The 16,674-nt window shown below is 71.3% G+C and carries 13 protein-coding genes, 2 tRNA genes, 4 pseudogenes and 1 riboswitch; of the genes and pseudogenes, 10 read left to right on the top strand and 9 right to left on the bottom strand.

Annotation, left to right across the window (positions count from 1 at the left end):
• The first annotated feature begins 68 nt into the window (after window positions 1-68).
• Complete coding sequence (locus tag DBP14_RS18060) at window positions 69-1,574, top strand: amino acid permease (RefSeq protein ID WP_129308218.1); 1,506 nt, start codon at window positions 69-71, stop codon at window positions 1,572-1,574.
• A 109-nt stretch (window positions 1,575-1,683) separates the two neighbouring features.
• Window positions 1,684-1,756, top strand: a tRNA-Lys gene (locus DBP14_RS18065).
• A gap of 130 nt (window positions 1,757-1,886) precedes the next feature.
• Here DBP14_RS18065 and DBP14_RS18070 read toward each other — a convergent pair.
• The 6 genes and pseudogenes from DBP14_RS18070 to arsM form a co-directional block, all read right to left on the bottom strand.
• Complete coding sequence (locus DBP14_RS18070; RefSeq protein WP_129308219.1) at window positions 1,887-2,336, bottom strand: hypothetical protein; 450 nt, start codon at window positions 2,334-2,336, stop codon at window positions 1,887-1,889.
• Window positions 2,337-2,397: 61 nt separating this feature from the next.
• Window positions 2,398-3,153, bottom strand: a complete 756-nt coding sequence (locus tag DBP14_RS18075) for a hypothetical protein (protein WP_129308220.1) — start codon at window positions 3,151-3,153, stop codon at window positions 2,398-2,400.
• A gap of 4 nt (window positions 3,154-3,157) precedes the next feature.
• Window positions 3,158-3,454: a hypothetical protein gene (locus DBP14_RS18080; protein WP_241740959.1), complete on the bottom strand. Its 297-nt coding sequence runs from the start codon at window positions 3,452-3,454 to the stop codon at window positions 3,158-3,160.
• Window positions 3,455-4,026: 572 nt separating this feature from the next.
• Window positions 4,027-5,142 (bottom strand): oxygenase MpaB family protein, encoded by a 1,116-nt coding sequence (locus DBP14_RS18085; protein ID WP_129308221.1) that lies wholly within the window; start codon window positions 5,140-5,142, stop codon window positions 4,027-4,029.
• 248 nt (window positions 5,143-5,390) lie between these two features.
• Window positions 5,391-5,943: pseudogene (locus DBP14_RS18090) on the bottom strand (PP2C family protein-serine/threonine phosphatase); the annotation flags it as partial.
• 71 nt (window positions 5,944-6,014) lie between these two features.
• Window positions 6,015-6,767 (bottom strand): annotated as a pseudogene (arsM, locus tag DBP14_RS18095) (arsenite methyltransferase); the annotation flags it as partial.
• 103 nt (window positions 6,768-6,870) lie between these two features.
• On the opposite strand from arsM, the gene DBP14_RS18100 reads away from it, so the two are divergent.
• The 4 genes and pseudogenes from DBP14_RS18100 to DBP14_RS18115 all read left to right on the top strand — a co-directional run bounded on the left by DBP14_RS18100 (window position 6,871) and on the right by DBP14_RS18115 (window position 10,590).
• Complete coding sequence (locus tag DBP14_RS18100) at window positions 6,871-7,260, top strand: metalloregulator ArsR/SmtB family transcription factor (protein WP_129308223.1); 390 nt, start codon at window positions 6,871-6,873, stop codon at window positions 7,258-7,260.
• A pseudogene (locus DBP14_RS18105) lies at window positions 7,257-7,922 on the top strand (aquaporin); the annotation flags it as partial. The gene DBP14_RS18100 and the pseudogene DBP14_RS18105, both read left to right, overlap by 4 nt.
• A 409-nt stretch (window positions 7,923-8,331) precedes the next feature.
• Window positions 8,332-9,276 (top strand): RNA polymerase sigma factor SigJ, encoded by a 945-nt coding sequence (gene sigJ / locus DBP14_RS18110; protein ID WP_129308224.1) that lies wholly within the window; start codon window positions 8,332-8,334, stop codon window positions 9,274-9,276.
• A 93-nt stretch (window positions 9,277-9,369) separates the two neighbouring features.
• Window positions 9,370-10,590, top strand: coding sequence for an FAD-dependent oxidoreductase (locus DBP14_RS18115; protein ID WP_129308225.1), 1,221 nt, complete (start codon window positions 9,370-9,372; stop codon window positions 10,588-10,590).
• Window positions 10,591-10,620: 30 nt separating this feature from the next.
• Here the strand turns inward: DBP14_RS18115 and DBP14_RS18120 are convergent, their stop codons facing one another.
• On the bottom strand, window positions 10,621-11,346 hold the full coding sequence (locus tag DBP14_RS18120) for a TetR/AcrR family transcriptional regulator (protein WP_241740960.1): 726 nt from the start codon (window positions 11,344-11,346) through the stop codon (window positions 10,621-10,623).
• 237 nt (window positions 11,347-11,583) lie between these two features.
• Between DBP14_RS18120 and DBP14_RS18125 the strand changes: the two genes are divergently transcribed.
• Window positions 11,584-12,150, top strand: coding sequence for an NAD(P)H-dependent oxidoreductase (locus tag DBP14_RS18125; protein ID WP_241741253.1), 567 nt, complete (start codon window positions 11,584-11,586; stop codon window positions 12,148-12,150).
• Between the two features lie 22 nt (window positions 12,151-12,172).
• Here the strand turns inward: DBP14_RS18125 and ribA are convergent, their stop codons facing one another.
• Window positions 12,173-12,814, bottom strand: coding sequence for a GTP cyclohydrolase II (gene ribA / locus DBP14_RS18130; protein ID WP_129308227.1), 642 nt, complete (start codon window positions 12,812-12,814; stop codon window positions 12,173-12,175).
• A 443-nt stretch (window positions 12,815-13,257) separates the two neighbouring features.
• Window positions 13,258-13,767, bottom strand: a pseudogene (locus DBP14_RS18140) (MarR family transcriptional regulator); the annotation flags it as partial.
• A gap of 67 nt (window positions 13,768-13,834) precedes the next feature.
• Here DBP14_RS18140 and DBP14_RS18145 point away from each other — a divergent pair.
• From DBP14_RS18145 to DBP14_RS18155, 3 genes are all read left to right on the top strand, one after another.
• Window positions 13,835-14,968, top strand: a complete 1,134-nt coding sequence (locus DBP14_RS18145; protein WP_129308228.1) for a dihydrofolate reductase family protein — start codon at window positions 13,835-13,837, stop codon at window positions 14,966-14,968.
• Between the two features lie 99 nt (window positions 14,969-15,067).
• Window positions 15,068-15,141 (top strand) — tRNA-Met (locus DBP14_RS18150).
• A 305-nt stretch (window positions 15,142-15,446) separates the two neighbouring features.
• Window positions 15,447-15,618: riboswitch (cyclic di-AMP (ydaO/yuaA leader) on the top strand.
• Window positions 15,619-15,625: 7 nt separating this feature from the next.
• Window positions 15,626-16,666 (top strand): M23 family metallopeptidase, encoded by a 1,041-nt coding sequence (locus tag DBP14_RS18155; protein ID WP_129308229.1) that lies wholly within the window; start codon window positions 15,626-15,628, stop codon window positions 16,664-16,666.
• Window positions 16,667-16,674: the final 8 nt, after the last annotated feature.

Consider the following 16,674-nt stretch of genomic DNA (forward strand, 5'->3'; position numbering starts at 1 on the left):
GAAGGTCGGTTCCTACGGCCTGTTCCCGTGACGCATGTCATGCCCCCGGCGAGGGAATCGCTGGGGGCATGACAGATGACACCGGAGTGAGTGGACTGTCGGACGAGGAACGGCTGGCCCAGCTCGGCTACACCCAGGTGCTCGCGCGCCGCATGTCGGCGTTCTCCAACTACGCCGTCTCCTTCACGATCATCTCGGTGCTGTCCGGCTGCCTGACCCTGTACCTGTTCGGGATGGTCACGGGCGGTCCCGCGGTGATCACCTGGGGCTGGGTGGCGGTCGGCCTGATGACCCTGTTCGTGGGCCTGTCGATGGCGGAGATCTGCTCCGCGTACCCGACGTCGGCGGGCCTGTACTTCTGGGCGCACCGGCTCGCGCCACCCCGTTCGGCGGCGGCCTGGGCGTGGTTCACGGGCTGGTTCAACGTGCTGGGCCAAGTGGCGGTGACGGCGGGCATCGACTTCGGCGCCGCGTCGTTCCTGGGCGCCTACCTGAACCTGCAGTTCGACTTCCGGGTGACCCCGGGCCGTACGGTCCTGCTGTTCGCCGCGATCCTCGTCCTGCACGGCCTCCTCAACACCTTCGGCGTGCGGATCGTCGCGCTGCTCAACAGCGTGAGCGTGTGGTGGCACGTCCTCGGGGTCGCCGTCATCGTCGGCGCGCTCGCCTTCGTCCCCGACCATCATCAGTCGGCGTCCTTCGTGTTCACGAAGTTCGTGAACCAGACGGGCTGGGGCAGCGGCTTCTACGTCGTCCTGCTCGGGCTCCTCATGGCGCAGTACACGTTCACCGGCTACGACGCCTCCGCCCACATGACCGAGGAGACCCACGACGCGTCGACGGCCGGCCCGAAGGGCATCGTCCGCTCCATCTGGACCTCGTGGATCGCCGGCTTCGTCCTCCTGCTCGGCTTCACCTTCGCGATCCAGTCGTACGACAAGGAGCTGGCGTCCCCGACCGGCGCACCGCCCGCCCAGATCCTCCTGGACGCGCTCGGCGCCACCACGGGCAAACTCCTCCTCCTCGTGGTGATCGGCGCCCAACTCTTCTGCGGCATGGCCTCGGTGACGGCCAACAGCCGCATGATCTACGCCTTCTCCCGCGACGGCGCGCTGCCCTTCTCGCACGTCTGGCACACGGTCAGCCCCCGCACCCGGACGCCGGTCGCCGCCGTCTGGCTGGCCGCGCTCGGCGCCCTGGCGCTCGGCCTGCCCTACCTGATCAACACGACGGCGTACGCGGCGGTGACGTCCATCGCGGTCATCGGCCTCTACATCGCGTACGTCATCCCGACCCTCCTCCGGGTCCGCAAGGGCGCGGCCTTCGAACGGGGCCCGTGGCACCTGGGCCGGTGGTCGGGCGTGATCGGGGTCGTCTCGGTGACCTGGGTCGCCGTCATCACCGTTCTCTTCATGCTCCCCCAGGTCTCCCCGGTCACCTGGGAGACCTTCAACTACGCCCCGGTCGCCGTCCTCGTCGTCCTGGGCTTCGCGGCGACCTGGTGGCTGGCCTCGGCCCGCCACTGGTTCCTCAACCCGTCCCACACCCGCCCCCGCGAACGGGCCGGCACCTGACCCCGCCCCACCATCGGCCCCCGCCCCGACCCCGCGACGCGGCCGGGACCCCGATACCCGATCGGAGTCTCGGCCGCGTCCCGCTATGCTCGGGGAGGCAACATCGCCTGGGCCCTTAGCTCAATTGGCAGAGCAGTGGACTTTTAATCCATTGGTTGTGGGTTCGAGTCCCACAGGGCCTACGGAGGTCACAGCCGTCTTGTGGCTTTGACCAGCGGTTTCGTGGTCCCGACCAGCCCTTCTGGTCGGGACCCACGCCATGTGAGGAGGCCGTCTGCGTGAGCGGGTGTGCCGACGGACAGCGTGGCTAGTTCAGCCATCGCGACTTTTCTCAGGGTTCGCCGCCGCAGGCGTGCCCCTCTGCCTGGCATCGAAGGCGTTGGCGAGACCGTCGAGGCGGTCGGCAAGTTCTCGGAGTCCATCCGCGTGTGCTGTGAGGGTGTCCGAGAGGCGGCGCAAGTCGTCGGAACTATGCGGATGCCAGTCGCCGTCCATTTCGACGTTCACGAATGGGACATGACCGGGTGGGCGCTCGGTGAAGGGGCGCTGTTCGAAGCATGCCCGCAGGATCACCGCTGTGCCACGGCTCGTTGAGGTCGTGAATTCGTAGTCGGGGCTTGCGTGCGTGATGTCGTCACGGTAGCCGCCGGGCTGGTGCTCGCTCTCGCTGCCCGTACACCAGTCGGGCTCCCAGACGGCGACAGGTCCGTGGTCGCACGTGGGGACAGTCACTGTCCGGGACGAGTTGTCGTGATCCGGCATAAGCGGATTCCTTGTTCTGGTCGTCATCGGCCCTGGGCCGGCGTGCGATGGGGGTCCCGGCTCATCCCTCGTTCAAAAGCTCGGCCGCGGCCTTCGGATCCATGAGGGTCGACCAGGCTTGCTCGGCGGGAAGAAGGGAGCGGCTCGGGAGGGCGTACTCGGGGTACCAGTCGGTGGGATCGCAGCCGGGGACATGGCGCAGGACGACCGCGATGAGATCGTCGGGGACGGAGCCGGTGATGCGCACGGCGACGTAAGTCTCATGGCCGTCGTCGGCGCGTACGAGGATGCCGAGGCGGAAGGTGGGTAAGTCGGCGGCGTGTTCGTGCCCGTCGTGCAGTGATCCGCGAGCCAGCTCCCGCACGGCCGCAGCGAGATGGCGGACGAGCCGGGTACCGGCTTCGAGCTGGTAGCGATCGCGGTCGTTCTGGTCCGGGAGGAGATGCCCGACGTACGTCTTCGTACTCAGGGGCTGACGTTCTTCGGCGTTGTAGCGGGCCCGTGCAGCCCTCGCGGTCGTCTCCAAGGCTGAGTAGAAGTCGTCCGGTGACCCGTCCTCGCGTTGCCCGGCGGCGATGAGCCAGGGCAGATCCTCGTCTGTCCAGACCGTTCCGCGCCAGCGTTGGACCTTGACTTTGAAGAGCACCTCATCATCGATCGAGCGGATCCGCTCCTGTCCGGCCTCGCCGTCAGTGAAGCGTTCCCTGGCCTTGGCCAGGATCGGATGATCCAGTTCATTGAGCGGCTCCCGGGCTGACGGAAGCGGTAGTTTCAGGTCCTCGCGAAGCGCGCGGAGGGTGGGTCGAGCGGGCCGCACCGAATCAGTCGTCCTTGCCTACTCCGCCGAGTTCCTTGATCCGCTCCGGCGACAGTCCGGTGAGCAGCGAGACGCTCGATTCGACGGATCCGTCAAGTTTGCGCATCTTCTCCAGCATGCTGGCCCGAACCTCCTCACGGCGGATCTCCAAGTAGGTTCGAACGGCCTCCGCGACCAGGTCCTTCTTCGTCATCCCCAGAAAATGGGCGCCGTCCGCGATCAGCTCGTCTATGGCCGCATCGACCTTCAACGGTGCTGTCGTCCGGGTTGTCCGACTCCGGGCTTCCTCTGTGATCCTCAAGACCATCACCTCCGGTACCAAAAGATACTCCCATCCTCCTCTACTCACGAGCGATGAGTGGGACAGCGAAGTACCTGCCTTGAGCTGCTCGCCGGTCTCGCTGCGGGCGGCACCCGTTCCGCTGACGCGCCGGTTCGCGTTGGCGTCGGCGCGGGTCCCGGCGTCGATGAACTGGCGAAGCCGCTCTCGTGGCCGAGCGCGAAGTGCGACTGCAGGTTGGTGGGGTCGCGTCAGTGCTCGAATGCGCGCTTCGCCGCGCATGGCGCGGCCGGCGAATGCGCGTCGGGATACCAGGCCATGAGGCCTCCAGGCAGAGGGGGCGATTCGCTGGAGAACCCACCGCCTCCCGGTCACGGTCGAAAGCTCCGCTCTTACGATCTACTTCTGAGCGCTGACCGCCAAGGCGCCCCGGCCTTGGTTGTGGGTTCGAGTCCCACAGGGCCTACGGCTCTAGGGGAGGGTTCACCCCTTCCGACCTGCTACGCAGCGTCCGGGTCGGGCGCTGCTTCGTTTTCGAGCGCCGAGCCACGGTCCACGAGGCGGGCAAGGCGCTGAGCTGGAGGCCGGAGCGGTCAGTGGGCTGTGGGGGTGAGGCCGGTGGGGACCTGCCATTGGTAGCGGCGGCCCTTGTTGGTCAGGAGCAGGCCCTGCTTGTAGAGGGCCAGGCCCAGCTCGTTGGATGCCTTGGCGAGGAGCGGTACCGCGTCGCCGGCCTTGCCGTAGCCGAGGCTGAGGGGTGACTGGGCGGTGAAGGCGAGTTGGGTGAGGTCGGCGGCCGGGACGGAGACGATGTCGGCGGCGCGGTCGCCGATGAGGTGGCGGATCAGGGAAGGGCCGACTCCGGTGAGAAGGGGGCCGGGGAGGACTTCGCGGATGAAGTCGAGTACGCCCTTGGTCAGGGAGGTGCCGGCCTCGGAGGGCTTTTGCTGGCGCGCCAGGATGGCGTTCATGAGGGCGTGGCCGTCCTCGAAGGTGGTGGGGTTGGTCTGTTCGTCCACGCCGAGGATGTGGCCGATGATCCGCCACAGGTGGAAGAACGCGTCCCGGTCGCGGGCGGGAAGCTCGACGCCGAGGCGGGCCAGGCCCTGGGGGATGGTGACGGAGAAGCTCATCAGGGTGCCGGCGAGGTCTTCCTGGTTGACGGGGAGTCCCCAGGAGGTGTCCCAGTCGTCCTTGCGGGACAGGTGGTAGCGCATGGTGGCGTGCAGGAGCCGGATCTTCTGCGCCGAGCGCACACCGTGCGCCCCTTCTTCCAGGCTTCCGGTGTCCAGGACGTCGACGACGAACTGGGACGTCTCCATGAGCCTGCGGTAGACGCCCTGGGTCAGCCGGGTGGACCGGGCCAGGACCTGCGCGCCGTCGGCACAGCCGTAGCAGAGCGGGAGGGAGGCGCACAGCAGGGTGCTGCCGATGTGTCCCTGGTAGCGGCCGAGCAGTCCCTGCCCGCGCGTGATCAGCTGCGGGTCCGCCCACGACGGGAGCACGGCGCCGTGCTCGAAGAACTCCCGCAGCTTCGGCGGGAGCCCGGCCGGCACGGACAGGTTGTTGCGGTCCAGGGCCAGGAGTGCTTCGCGGACCTGCTCCTGACGGCCGAGCGCGTAGATCTCCTCGATCGCGGCGTCCGCCGGCGGATCGCCGGCCTTCCGCAGGGGGTCGAGCAGGTCATTGGTCCATTTCATCGGGGTCATGCTCGCTCCGTTGCCGGTCACCGAACCACAGGGGGGCCGCGCCGGCCGGAGAGCCGTGCGACGACAGCGCCCTGGCGCACTCCGGCCGTGCTCACGGCTCACTTCAGGTTCTAGCGGTGCGCACCGGACGGCCGCACCCTGCCTCACCCGGATGGGCCAGACAGAAACGATCCTTTTCCCTCGAAGCGGCTTCGGCGCTGGTTCGCGTCCGGTGTCGTCCACCGGATGGGGGAGCGGCGGTGATGCCGTCAACCGTGGTGGGGTTCCGGGCGGATGAGCAGGAGGGCGATGTCGTCGTGGCGGGGGCGCCGCGGGTGGCGTGGTGGATGAGGGTGCCGGCGAGGTGGTTCAGGTCCTGGGCCCGGGCGTGGGCGAGGTGCTGGGCCAGGTCGCGGGTGGTGTCGTCGATGTCGGTGCCGGGGGTCTCCACGAGTCCGTCGGTGTACAGAGCGAGGGCGCAGCCGGGTTCGAGGGGGATCTCGGTGGTGGTGTAGTCGGCGTCGGGTCGATGCCGAGGAGCAGTCCGGGCGGGGGGCGGAGGATTTCGGTGTGTCCGTCGGGATGGGCCAGGAGGGGTGGGGGGTGTCCGGCGTTGGTCAGCCGGGCGTGGTGGCTGGCCACGTCGAGGTGGGCGATCAGGCAGCTGGTGAAGAGTCCTGGGTCGAGGCCGGTGAGGAGGCGGTTGGTGCGGGCGAGGATGTCGCCGGGGGACGCCCCGGCGGTGGCGTGGGCGTGGACGCCGGTGCGGACCTGTCCCATGAGGGCCGCGGCGGTGGGGTCGTGGCCCTGGACGTCGCCGATCGTCTCGTGGCCGCGTCCGAGCCGCTCGCCTCGGTGGCCGCGTCCGAGCCGCTCGCCTTGGAGACCGGCTCCGAGGCGGCCGGCTTCATGGCGCGGACGATGGCGGAGTGCATGCCGTCCGCGACCGAGTGCGTCGGGGTGATCTCGACGTCCCCGAACCCGGCGGCCTCCAGGCCCGCGCGGTACTCGGAGAAGGACAGCGCGCCGGCGATGCAGCCGACGTGGTCGCCGCGTTCGGCGCGCCGGGCGGGGGAGAGCGCGTCGTCGGCAACGACGTCCGAGATGCCGATACGGCCGCCGGGCCGGAGCACCCGGAAAGTCTCCGCGAAGACGGCGGGCTTGTCGACGGACAGGTTGATCACGCAGTTGGAGATGACGACGTCGATGGTGTTCGCGGGCAGCGGGACGTCCTCGATGGTGCCCTTGAGGAACTCGACGTTTTGCGCGCCGGCCCGGGCCGCATTGGCCAGGGCGAGGGCGAGCATCTCCTCGGTCATGTCCAGTCCGTAGGCCTTGCCGGTGGGGCCCACGCGGCGGGCGGAGAGCAGTACGTCGATGCCGCCGCCGGAGCCGAGGTCGAGGACGCGTTCGCCTTCGCGGAGTTCGGCGACGGCGGTGGGGTTGCCGCAGCCGAGGGAGGCGGCGACCGCTTCGGCGGGCAGGGCGTCGCGTTCGTCGGCGGCGTAGAGGGTGGAACCGAAGTTCTCGTCGACCTCGACGGGCCGCGGACCGCAGCGGGCGGCGCCGCCTTCGGTGACCTTGACGGCCGCGGCGGCGTACCGCTCGCGAACCTTCTCCCGCAGGTCGGTGGGCTGATCGCGCATGGCTTCACTCCTGGTGGGGGCACGGCGGTGCCCTCGAACGAGCTGCATTGATGTTCGCCGATGCAAGCTTGCGCGCTGGATCGAAAAACGTCAACATAGAGGCATGTCGAAGCAAGAACGGGAAGCGGGCGGCCGGGAGGGCGGCACGGGCTGCTGTCAGGGCCTGGCCGAGGCGCCGCTGGGAGAGGAGCGTGCCGTGGACCTGGGCAAGGCCTTCAAGGCGCTGGGCGATCCGGTGCGGCTGCGGTTGCTGTCGATGATCGCCTCGCGGGAGGGCGGCGAGGTCTGCGTGTGCGAGATGACCCCGGCTTTCGACCTCTCCCAGCCGACGATCTCCCACCACCTCAAGCTGCTGAGGCAGGCCAGCCTGATCGACTGCGAGCGCCGTGGCACCTGGGTGTACTACCGGGCGCTGCCCGGCGCCCTGGACCGCCTCGCCGCCTTCCTGGCCTCGCCTCTCGCCACGCCGCGGACTGCGGGGGTGCGCGCGTGAGCGCCTCCCTCGGGCGCCGTGCCGTCGCCGAGGCGGTCGGTACGGCGCTGCTGCTGGCCGTGGTGGTCGGCTCCGGCATCCAGGCGGCCGAGCTGTCGCGCGACGCGGGCGTGCAGATGCTGGCCAACTCGCTGGCCAGCGCCTTCGGCCTGGGCGTGCTGATCGTGCTGTTCGGGCCGGTCTCCGGAGCGCACCTCAACCCCGTCGTCACGCTGGCCGCCTGGCTCAGCGGCCGCCGCGCCGGGACCGGTCCGGCCCTGCGCGAGGTGGCGGCGTACATTCCGGCCCAGGTGGCCGGGGCGATCGGCGGTGTGGTGGTGGCCGACGCCATGTTCGGCAAGCCACTGGTCAGGTTCTCCACCCACGACCGGTCGGCCGGTCACCTGTGGCTCGGTGAGGCCGTCGCCACGGGCGGGCTGATCCTGCTGGTCTTCGGCCTTGACCGGATCGGCCGGGCGTCCCTGGCCCCCGTCGCCGTGGCCGCCTACATCGGGGCCGGCTACTGGTTCACCTCCTCCAGTTCCTTCGCCAACCCGGCGCTGACCGTCGGCCGGGTCTTCACCGACACCGTCGCCGGGATCTCCCCCGCCTCGCTCGTCCCGTTCGTCGCGGCCCAGTTGGCCGGGGCGGCGCTCGGGCTGGGCGCCGTGGTGGTGGTGTACGGCGGGCTCGGTCGCGGTGCCGCCTCCCCTTCGAATCCGGTTCCCGCTGCCGCTGCCGCGGCCTCTTCCGCTGCCGTGCCTTCTCCCGTTTCCGCTTCCCCCTCCGTTCCGGCTCCCTCTCCGGCTGCCGCTTCCCCTCTCATTCCGGTTCCCGCTGGCGCGCCCTCTCCCGTCCCCGGCTCCCCTCCCGTCCCCGGTTCCCCTCCCGTTCCCGTTCCCGCGGCGGACGACGTCGTCATCCCGCACGGCGAGGCCGAACTCGCCTCCTCCTGAACCCCCGCCCGCCCGAACTCGCCCCCGCCTGAGCCCCGTCCGCCCGCGAGCACACCCCCCGTGAGTGCCACCACGCCGCTCACGGCACGACCCGCCGCGCGTCCCCTGCCGACCCCGGGGACTAAAATCCGTCAGCATGGCCCTGAGCGTGCGCGACGTGGACAGGTTCGAGGCGGCCCGGCCCCGGCTGGAGGCCATCGCCTACCGGCTCCTCGGTTCCGCGAGTGAGGCCGAGGACGCCGTGCAGGAGACGTTTCTGCGCTGGCAGGGCGCCGACGTCGAGCGGGTCGACGTGCCCGAGGCCTGGCTGACGAAGGTGCTCACCAACCTGTGCCTCAACCAGCTGACCTCCGCCCGCGCGCGGCGCGAGACCTACGTGGGGGAGTGGCTCCCCGAGCCGCTGCTCGACGGGGACCCGATGCTCGGCCCCGCCGACACGGCGGAGCAGCGCGAATCGGTGTCGTACGCCGTCCTGGTGCTGCTGGAGCGGCTCACCCCGAGCGAGCGCGCCGTCTACGTGCTGCGGGAGGCCTTCGACTACCCGCACCGGGAGATCGCCGAGATCCTCGACCTCACCGAGTCCGCCAGCCAGCAGATCTTCCACCGGGCCAAGAAGCACGTCGCCGACGGCAGGCCCCGGACCGAGATCGACGAGGTGGCCGCCCGCCGGATCATCGACGAGTTCCTCGCGGCGGCGACCAGCGGCCGGACCGAGCCGCTCGTCCGGCTGCTCACCCAGGACGCGATCGCGGTCGGCGACGGCGGCGGGAAGGTGCCGGCCCGCACCAAGGCGTTCGAGGGCGCGGTCGCGGTGGCGACGTTCATGCGCGGCCTGTTCAAGCCGAGCCGGGCCAAGCGCGACCTGGCCGGCGGCTCGCCCGGGATCTACGTCAGTACCGCCAACGGCGCCCCCGTCGTCGTCGCGGTCCTCGACGGCCGGGTCATCGGCGTCGTCACCCTGGAGATCACGGCCGACGGCATCGCCGCGTTCCGCAGCCAGGTCAACCCCGACAAGCTCGACCGCGCCACCCGGCGCTGGGCGGCCACCGACCACGGCGAACCCCTCTTCCACGCCTTCTGACCACCCATGTGACGTGCTTCACAAGCCAACCCTGTCAGGAAGCGGCGGGCTGCCCGGTTCAAGGGGCGAACCCGCTGAGACAGGAGCCGGAACATGAAGCACCGCATCGTCGTTCTCGGAGCCGGATACACCGGAGCCACCGCCGCCGGGCGCCTCGCCAAGCGGCTGCGCCCCGAGGACGTCCACATCACCCTCGTCAACGCCGAACCGGACTTCGTCGAGCGCGTCAGGATGCACCAGCTCGCGACCGGCCAGGAGCTCACGCCCCGCCCGTTCACCGAGATGTTCGCGGGCACCGGCGTGGAACTGGTGATCGCCCGCGTCACCGGCGTCGACGTGGACCGCAAGGCCGTCGAGGTCCAGCCCGGCCAGGGTGACGGCGGCGGTGAGGGTGGCGGCACGCGCGAGTTGTCGTACGACACCCTCGTGTACGCCCTCGGCAGCGGCTGGAACGACCAGGGGGTCCCCGGCACCGCCGAGTACGCGTACGAGGTCGCGAGCCGGCCCGGCGCGCTGCGGCTGCGTGAGCGCCTGGCCCGGCTGGACGCCGGTCACGCCGTGCTGGTGGCCGGCGCCGGTCTCACCGGTCTGGAGGCCGCCACGGAGATCGCCGAGGCGCGCCCGGACCTGGACGTCGCCCTCGTCGCCCGCGGCCCCCTCGGCGACTGGCTCTCCGACAAGGGCCGCCGGCACCTGCGCGAGGTCGTCGGCCGACTCGGCATCACCGTGCACGAGGACACCGCCGTCACCGAGGTGGCCGCCGACCACGTCACCACCGCCGACGGCACGTCCCTCCCGGCCGCCGTCACCGTCTGGACCACCGGCTTCGCCGTCCACCCGATCGCCCGGGCCACCGGCGTGGACGTCACCGAAACGGGACTGATCGTGGTCGACGGCACCATGCGCTCGGTCTCGCACCCGGACGTGTACGCCGTGGGCGACTCGGTCCTGGCGATGGGTCCCGGTGACAAGCCGCTGCGCATGTCCTGCGCCTCGGGGGTCCCCACCGCCTGGCAGGCCGCTGACGCCATCGCGGCCCGGCTGACCGGCGCGAAGGTCCCCACCGTGCCGCTGCGCTACTACGGCCAGTGCGTCTCGCTGGGCCGCCGGGACGCCCTGCTCCAGTGGGTCACGGCCGACGACACGGCCCGCCGGTCGGCCCTGACCGGCCGGCTCGCCGCCCGCGTCAAGGAGATGGTCTGCAAGGGCGCGGCCTGGGGTGTCGGACACCCGACGCTCGGCATGCCGGTCCGCCGCCGCGCCATCCTGCGCGAGCCCGCCGCCCAGGCCGCCCCGGCCGACGTGACGGTCTGACCCTCGATCCCCGGCCTGGGGCCGGCGCCGTCAACTCGTCGCGTACGCCCGCAGGAACGCCGACACTCCACCCCTGATCAGGGCGTCCACCTCCTCCGCGGGGAGGGGGAGGACGCCGTAGTGGGAGCGCAGGGCGATGAACTGGCCCGTGAGGGCCGTGAAGTGGGCCGCCGCCAGGGGGGCGTCGCCCCGGAGGTCGAGCAGGCCCGCGTCCTCCAGGTTCGCCATGGAGCCGGCGAGGGCCCTCGCCACCGGTTCGGGGCCCGCCTCGCGCCAGGCCTGGAGGACCTCCGGCGGCACGTGGTCCGCCTCGGAGTGGATGTGGCGGACCAGGGCGAAGTGGTTCGGGTAGTCGGTCATGAGCCCGACGAACGCGCGGGCCAGCGAGACCAGGTCGCGCTCCAGGTCCTCCGGGCGGGGCGGGTGCTCGGGGTTCAGCACGGCCCGCAGCAGGGCCAGTTGGGCGTCCCGCACCTCGCTCGACGACCACGTCACCACGGCGCCGAAGAGCTGGGCCTTCCCGCCGGGGAAGTGGTTGTAGAGAGTGCGCGTGGAGACGCCGGCCTCGGCGGCGAGGGCGTCGACCGAGGCACGGGTGTAGCCCTCACGGCCGAAGAGGGTGCAGGAACCGCTCGCGATGGCGATCTGCTTGGCCAGCTTGCGTGGTGGCACCTCGCGCCGCGCCCGCTCCAGCCGGGCGTCGTTCGTCTCGTTCGTCTCGCTCGTCTCGCCACCCGTGTTGCCCACGTCGCCCACATCGGCCTCCTCTGCTGCGCACTCTACCGGGACCCGGCCATGAATGTGCAATTACCGTTGTACTTATTACAACGATCGTTGTACGTTTCTGGAGAGGCGGCCGCACCGAGCGGCCGAACGCCCGATCCATGGGGGATTCCTGTGCCTGCCACCACGCCCACCAACACATCCACCAACACCTCCGCCAACGCGACCACCAACACGTCCGCGTCCGGCGATGCCCCTCTCCGCGTCGCCGTGATCGTCGGCAGCGTCCGCGAGGGCCGCGTGGGCCCCGCCGTCACCGACTGGTTCCTCCGCACCGCCGCCGGCGGCGAGGACGTGGAGTTCGACGTCATCGACGTGGCCGACGTGCCGCTGCCCCTGGCGATGCCCGGCCGGGGCGGCGCCCCGGACCCCGGGGCCGCCGCCGCGCTCAAGGAGGTCTCACCGCGCCTCGCCGCGGCGGACGCGTTCGTCGTGATCACGCCCGAGTACAACCACAGCTTCCCGGCCGCCCTGAAGAACCTCATCGACTGGCACCACGCCGAGTGGCAGGCCAAGCCCGTCGGTTTCGTGTCGTACGGCGGACTCGGCGGCGGAATCCGCGCGGTCGAGCAACTCCGTCTCGTCTTCGCAGAGTTGCACGCGGTCGGCATGCGGGACGCGGTCAGTCTGCACTGGCCGTGGTCGCACCTCACCGAGGACGGCACCCCCAACGACACCGCCGTGACCGAGGGCGCCGCCAAAGGCATGCTCGGCCAGCTGATGTGGTGGGGGCGGGCGTTGCGGTCCGCGCGGGCGGAACGGCCGTACGCCGCCTGAGGTGGCGCGGCGAACGGGTGCCTCAGCCCGCGTTCAGTTCCGTCAACTCGGCCAGCGGCAGCGTGTGCTGGGTCTGGAGTACCTTCGCCCGCAGGTACCGGACGTTGTGCGCCGTGGTGAACACCCCGGTCGGCACCCGGTCCCGGACCACCATGCCCAGCGACCGCAACTGCTCCGCCTTGTCCGGGTTGTTGGAGAGCAGATCCAGCTCGCCGATGCCCAGCGCGGCCAGCATCTGCGCGGCCGCCGTGTAGTCGCGGGCGTCCTCCGGGAGGCCGAGGGCCGCGTTCGCCTCGTAGGTGTCGAGGCCCTGGTCCTGAAGGGCGTAGGCGTCGAGCTTGTTGTAGAGGCCGATGCCGCGCCCCTCCTGGCGGAGGTACAGCAGGACGCCACCGCGGCCGGCGATGCGTTCGACCGCCTCCCGCAGCTGGGGTCCGCAGTCGCAGCGGGCCGAGCCGAAGACGTCCCCGGTGAGGCACTCGGAGTGCAGACGGACCAGCGGGACGGTGCCGGGCGCGGGGTCGCCCAGGATCACGGCGACGTGCTCCGCGCCGTCGGTCAGGCCGTGGAAGGTGACGAGTTCGGCGTCGACGCCGTAGCCGTCATGGAAGCGCAGCGGTACCCGGACGCGGGCGCGCGGCGTGGCGACAGGGGTGGTGGGCATGCGGGCCTCCGGGTCCGTGGCGATCTCCGGACCGCTTGCTTCAGATTTGAAGCAAGCGGTTGTGATCGTGGACCCTACCCCATGCTTAAAACTTAAAGCAACGGACTTTCGGTGGCGGCCCTGGACGCGGGGTCGGGCGCGCGTCGTCAGGAAAGCTCGTCCGCCGAGGAGCCGGAGCCGGAGCCCGTGCCTGCGCCCGAGCCCGAGCCTGCACCGGAGCCCGCCCCCGCCCCCGTCCCAGTCCCCGAGCCCGTGCCCGTGCCCGTGCCCGTGCCCGAGCCCGCACCGGAGCCCGTGTCCGCACCGGAGCCCGCCCCCGCCCCCGCCCCCGCCCCCGTCCCAGTCCCCGAGCCCGTGCCCGAGCCCGCACCGGAGCCCGTGTCCGCACCGGAGCCCGCCCCCGCCCCCGTCCCAGTCCCCGAGCCCGTGCCCGTGCCCGTGCCCGAGCATGGTGCCGACCGTCGCCGCCACGGCACGTCCTCCGCCGCGCTCCCCGTCTCCTCGCCCTGCAGCCCCCGTACGATCCCGGTGCAGATCTCCTCCAGCTGCCCCACCTGCTCCGGCGTGAGCCGGTCGAAGAGGGTCGCGCGGACCGTGGCGACGTGCCCGGGCGCCGTACGCTCCAGGACGGCCGTGCCCGCCTCCGTCAGCACCGCGATGCTGCTGCGCTTGTCCCACCGGCAGTCCTCGCGGCGCACCAGCCCGTCCCGCTCCAGCCGGGTCACCGCGTACGTCAGCCTGCTGCGGGTGATCTTCAGGGTCTCCGCGAGGTCCGTCATCCGCAGCCGCCGGTCGGGCGCGTCGGACAGGTTGGCCAGCACGGAGTAGAACAGGTGGGGCATGCCGGCCTCCTGCTGGAGCTGCCGGTCGATCGCGTCCTCCAGCAACTGGGAGGCGGCGATGTAGGCGCGCCACGCGCGCTGCTCCTCGGGGGTGAGCCAGCGGGTCGTCATGCCGCCAGTGTAAGTTGTTTCAACCTTGAACCAAACCCGTAGTCCAAAGGCCAGGGAGAGCGCGCCGATGCCGTACCCGTACGTCCTGCTGTCCGCCGCCGTCTCGCTCGACGGCTGCCTGGACGACACCGGCCCCGACCGGCTGCTGCTCTCCAGCCCCGCCGACTTCGACCGGGTCGACGAGGTGCGCGCCTCCGTGGACGCCATCCTGCTCGGCGCCGGCACCATCCGCGCCGACAACCCGCGCCTCCTCGTCAACTCCGCCGAGCGCCGCGCGGCCCGCCTCGCCGCGGGGAAGCCGGAGTACCCGCTCAAGGTCACCGTCACCGCCACGGGCGGCCTCGACCCCGCTGCGAACTTCTGGCACACCGGCGGCGACAAGATCGTCTATACGACCGGCCGGGGCGCCGAGCGGGCCGCCCGCGCCCTCGGCCCCACGGCGGACGTCGTCGCCCTCGGCCCGGACCTCGACTGGCGCGCCCTGCTGGAGCACCTGCACGACGTCAGGGGCGTACGGCGGCTGATGGTCGAGGGCGGCGGCACCGTCCACACCCAGCTCCTCCAGCAGGACCTCGCCGACGAACTCCAGCTGGTCCTCGCCCCGGTCCTGGTCGGCGACCCGTCGGCCCCGCGCCTGTTCGGTTCGGGGGCGTACCAGGCGGGCCGGCTCCGCCTCACCGAGACCCGCCGGATCGAGGATGTCGTCCTCATGCGGTACGAGCCCACCGCCCCCGGCACCGGCCCGCTGCCCGGCCCGGCCGACCGCCACTGGCTGCGCACCGCCTGCGAGCTGGCCGCGCTGTGCCCGCCCTCGGAGACGGCCTTCAGCGTCGGCGCGGTCGTGGTCGCCGCCGACGGCACGGAACTGGCGCGCGGCCACTCGCGGGAGGGCGGCGACCCGGTGGTGCACGCCGAGGAGGCCGCTCTGGCCAAGCTCGACCCCGCCGACCCGCGGCTGCCCGGCGCCACCGTCTACAGCAGCCTGGAGCCCTGCGCCCGCCGCTCCTCGCGCCCGGCGCCGTGCGCCGAGCTGATCCTCGGGGCGGGCGTGCGCCGGGTGGTCACCGCCTGGCGCGAGCCGGACACCTTCGTGGCCGGGGCCGACGGCACGGGGGTGCTGACCGGCGGGGGAGCGGACGTGGTCGTGCTGCCCGAGTACGAGGCCGCGGCCAAGGCACCGAACGCGCACCTGCTGGGCTGAGGACGCCACCTGCTTCCGCCGGTGCCGGAGCGCCTCGACCTGCCCGGCGGGAACGGATGTGCATCGGACCCCGCGGATGGCGTACAGTGGTCTCAACGACGCGGGGTGGAGCAGCTCGGTAGCTCGCTGGGCTCATAACCCAGAGGTCGCAGGTTCAAATCCTGTCCCCGCTACTGAAACTCAGGGTCGGAATCCATCGGATTCCGGCCCTGAGTGTTTTCTGCCGTCCCTCGGTGCGCCGACCCCACCCCTCACTCATGGTGACCGGACGGAAGCCCTCCGCATAACATCTGAGTCACCATCAAAACCTCTGTGACTCCTGAAGTTCGGTCAACCTGCCCGATTTGCATGCCTCTTGGCCCGTACGTCCGCTCTAGAAAGGGTAATGATCAAGCAGAACAGCTTGGAATCAGCTACCCCGGTCTATTAACGTTCGATAACGCAGCGCGGTCGTCCCAGCCGTCACAAGAGGCGGCTCCGTGCGCACGCGCCGAATCCCGCGAGGGAACCGGGGAACCACCACCTTGGGGTGAATCACGCGGATACCGCCGTGGACTTCTCAGTGAGTCCACGACACGTATACGCGCGTAGGAGACCTTCCTGCTCCGAACCCGTCAGCTAACCCGGTAGGCGGAGGAAGGAAAGGAGTACGCCCGCGTGGCGTCCAACCGGCCTGCCCCGACAGCCCCCTTCGTGCCCAGCCAGCGTGACGGCGAGCCCTACGGCTACGGCAACCAGCGCACCGACGAGGGCCCCTGGGAGGAGTGGAACCCCACCGAGGAGTCCATCCGCCCGGTACGCGGCCGGCACCGCGTCGCCAAGCAGCGCGGCGGCGGACTCGCCCGCAGCTCCACCGTCCTCGGCGTCGGTGTCATCGCCGCCGTCGGCGCGGGCGGCATGGCCAGCGCCAACACCGGCAAGCCGCCGGTGTCGATCTCGATGCCCGACCTGCCGGACCTGCCGTCCGTCGGCCACCTCTTCGACGACTCCTCCGACGCCCCCGCAGCCACCACGGCCTCGCTGGCCCACATCGGCACCGCCTCCGCCACCGACCAGGGCGGCTCCGACGCCGGCGAGGCGCTGCGCAACCGGATCATGGCCCAGGCCGACCGGCAGCAGAGCCAGGTCGACACCAAGGCCACCGTGGCCGCCGTCGCCGCCGCCGAGAAGCAGGCCGACGACGCGGCCGCCAAGGCGGAGAAGGCGGCCGCCACCGAGGCCGCCGACGCGAAGAAGGACGCGGAGGCCGCCGCCGCCAAGAAGGCCGAGGCGGAGCGCCTGGCCAAGCTGGCGAAGCAGTACACGCTGCCGACGACGTCGTACACGATCACCGGGACGTTCGGCCAGCCCGGCTCGATGTGGTCCTCCGGCTACCACACCGGCCTCGACTTCGCCGCCCCCACCGGCACCCTCATCCACGCCATCCACAGCGGCAAGATCACCGGGGCCGGCTGGGCCGGCGCCTACGGCTACCGCACGATCCTCACCCTGGACGACGGCACCGAGCTGTGGTTCTGCCACCAGTCCTCGATCAACGTCACGGTCGGCCAGAAGGTCAGCACCGGCCAGGTCATCGGACGCGTCGGCGCCACGGGCAACGTCACCGGCCCGCACGTCCACGTGGAGGTCCACCCGAACGGCCAGGCCACCGCCATCGACCCGATGACCTGGCTGCGGAGCAAGGGCCTCAACCCCTGAGGGTCCCC

This window comes from Streptomyces sp. L2, from assembly GCF_004124325.1.
In the GTDB taxonomy this organism is placed as follows: Bacteria; Actinomycetota; Actinomycetes; order Streptomycetales; family Streptomycetaceae; genus Streptomyces.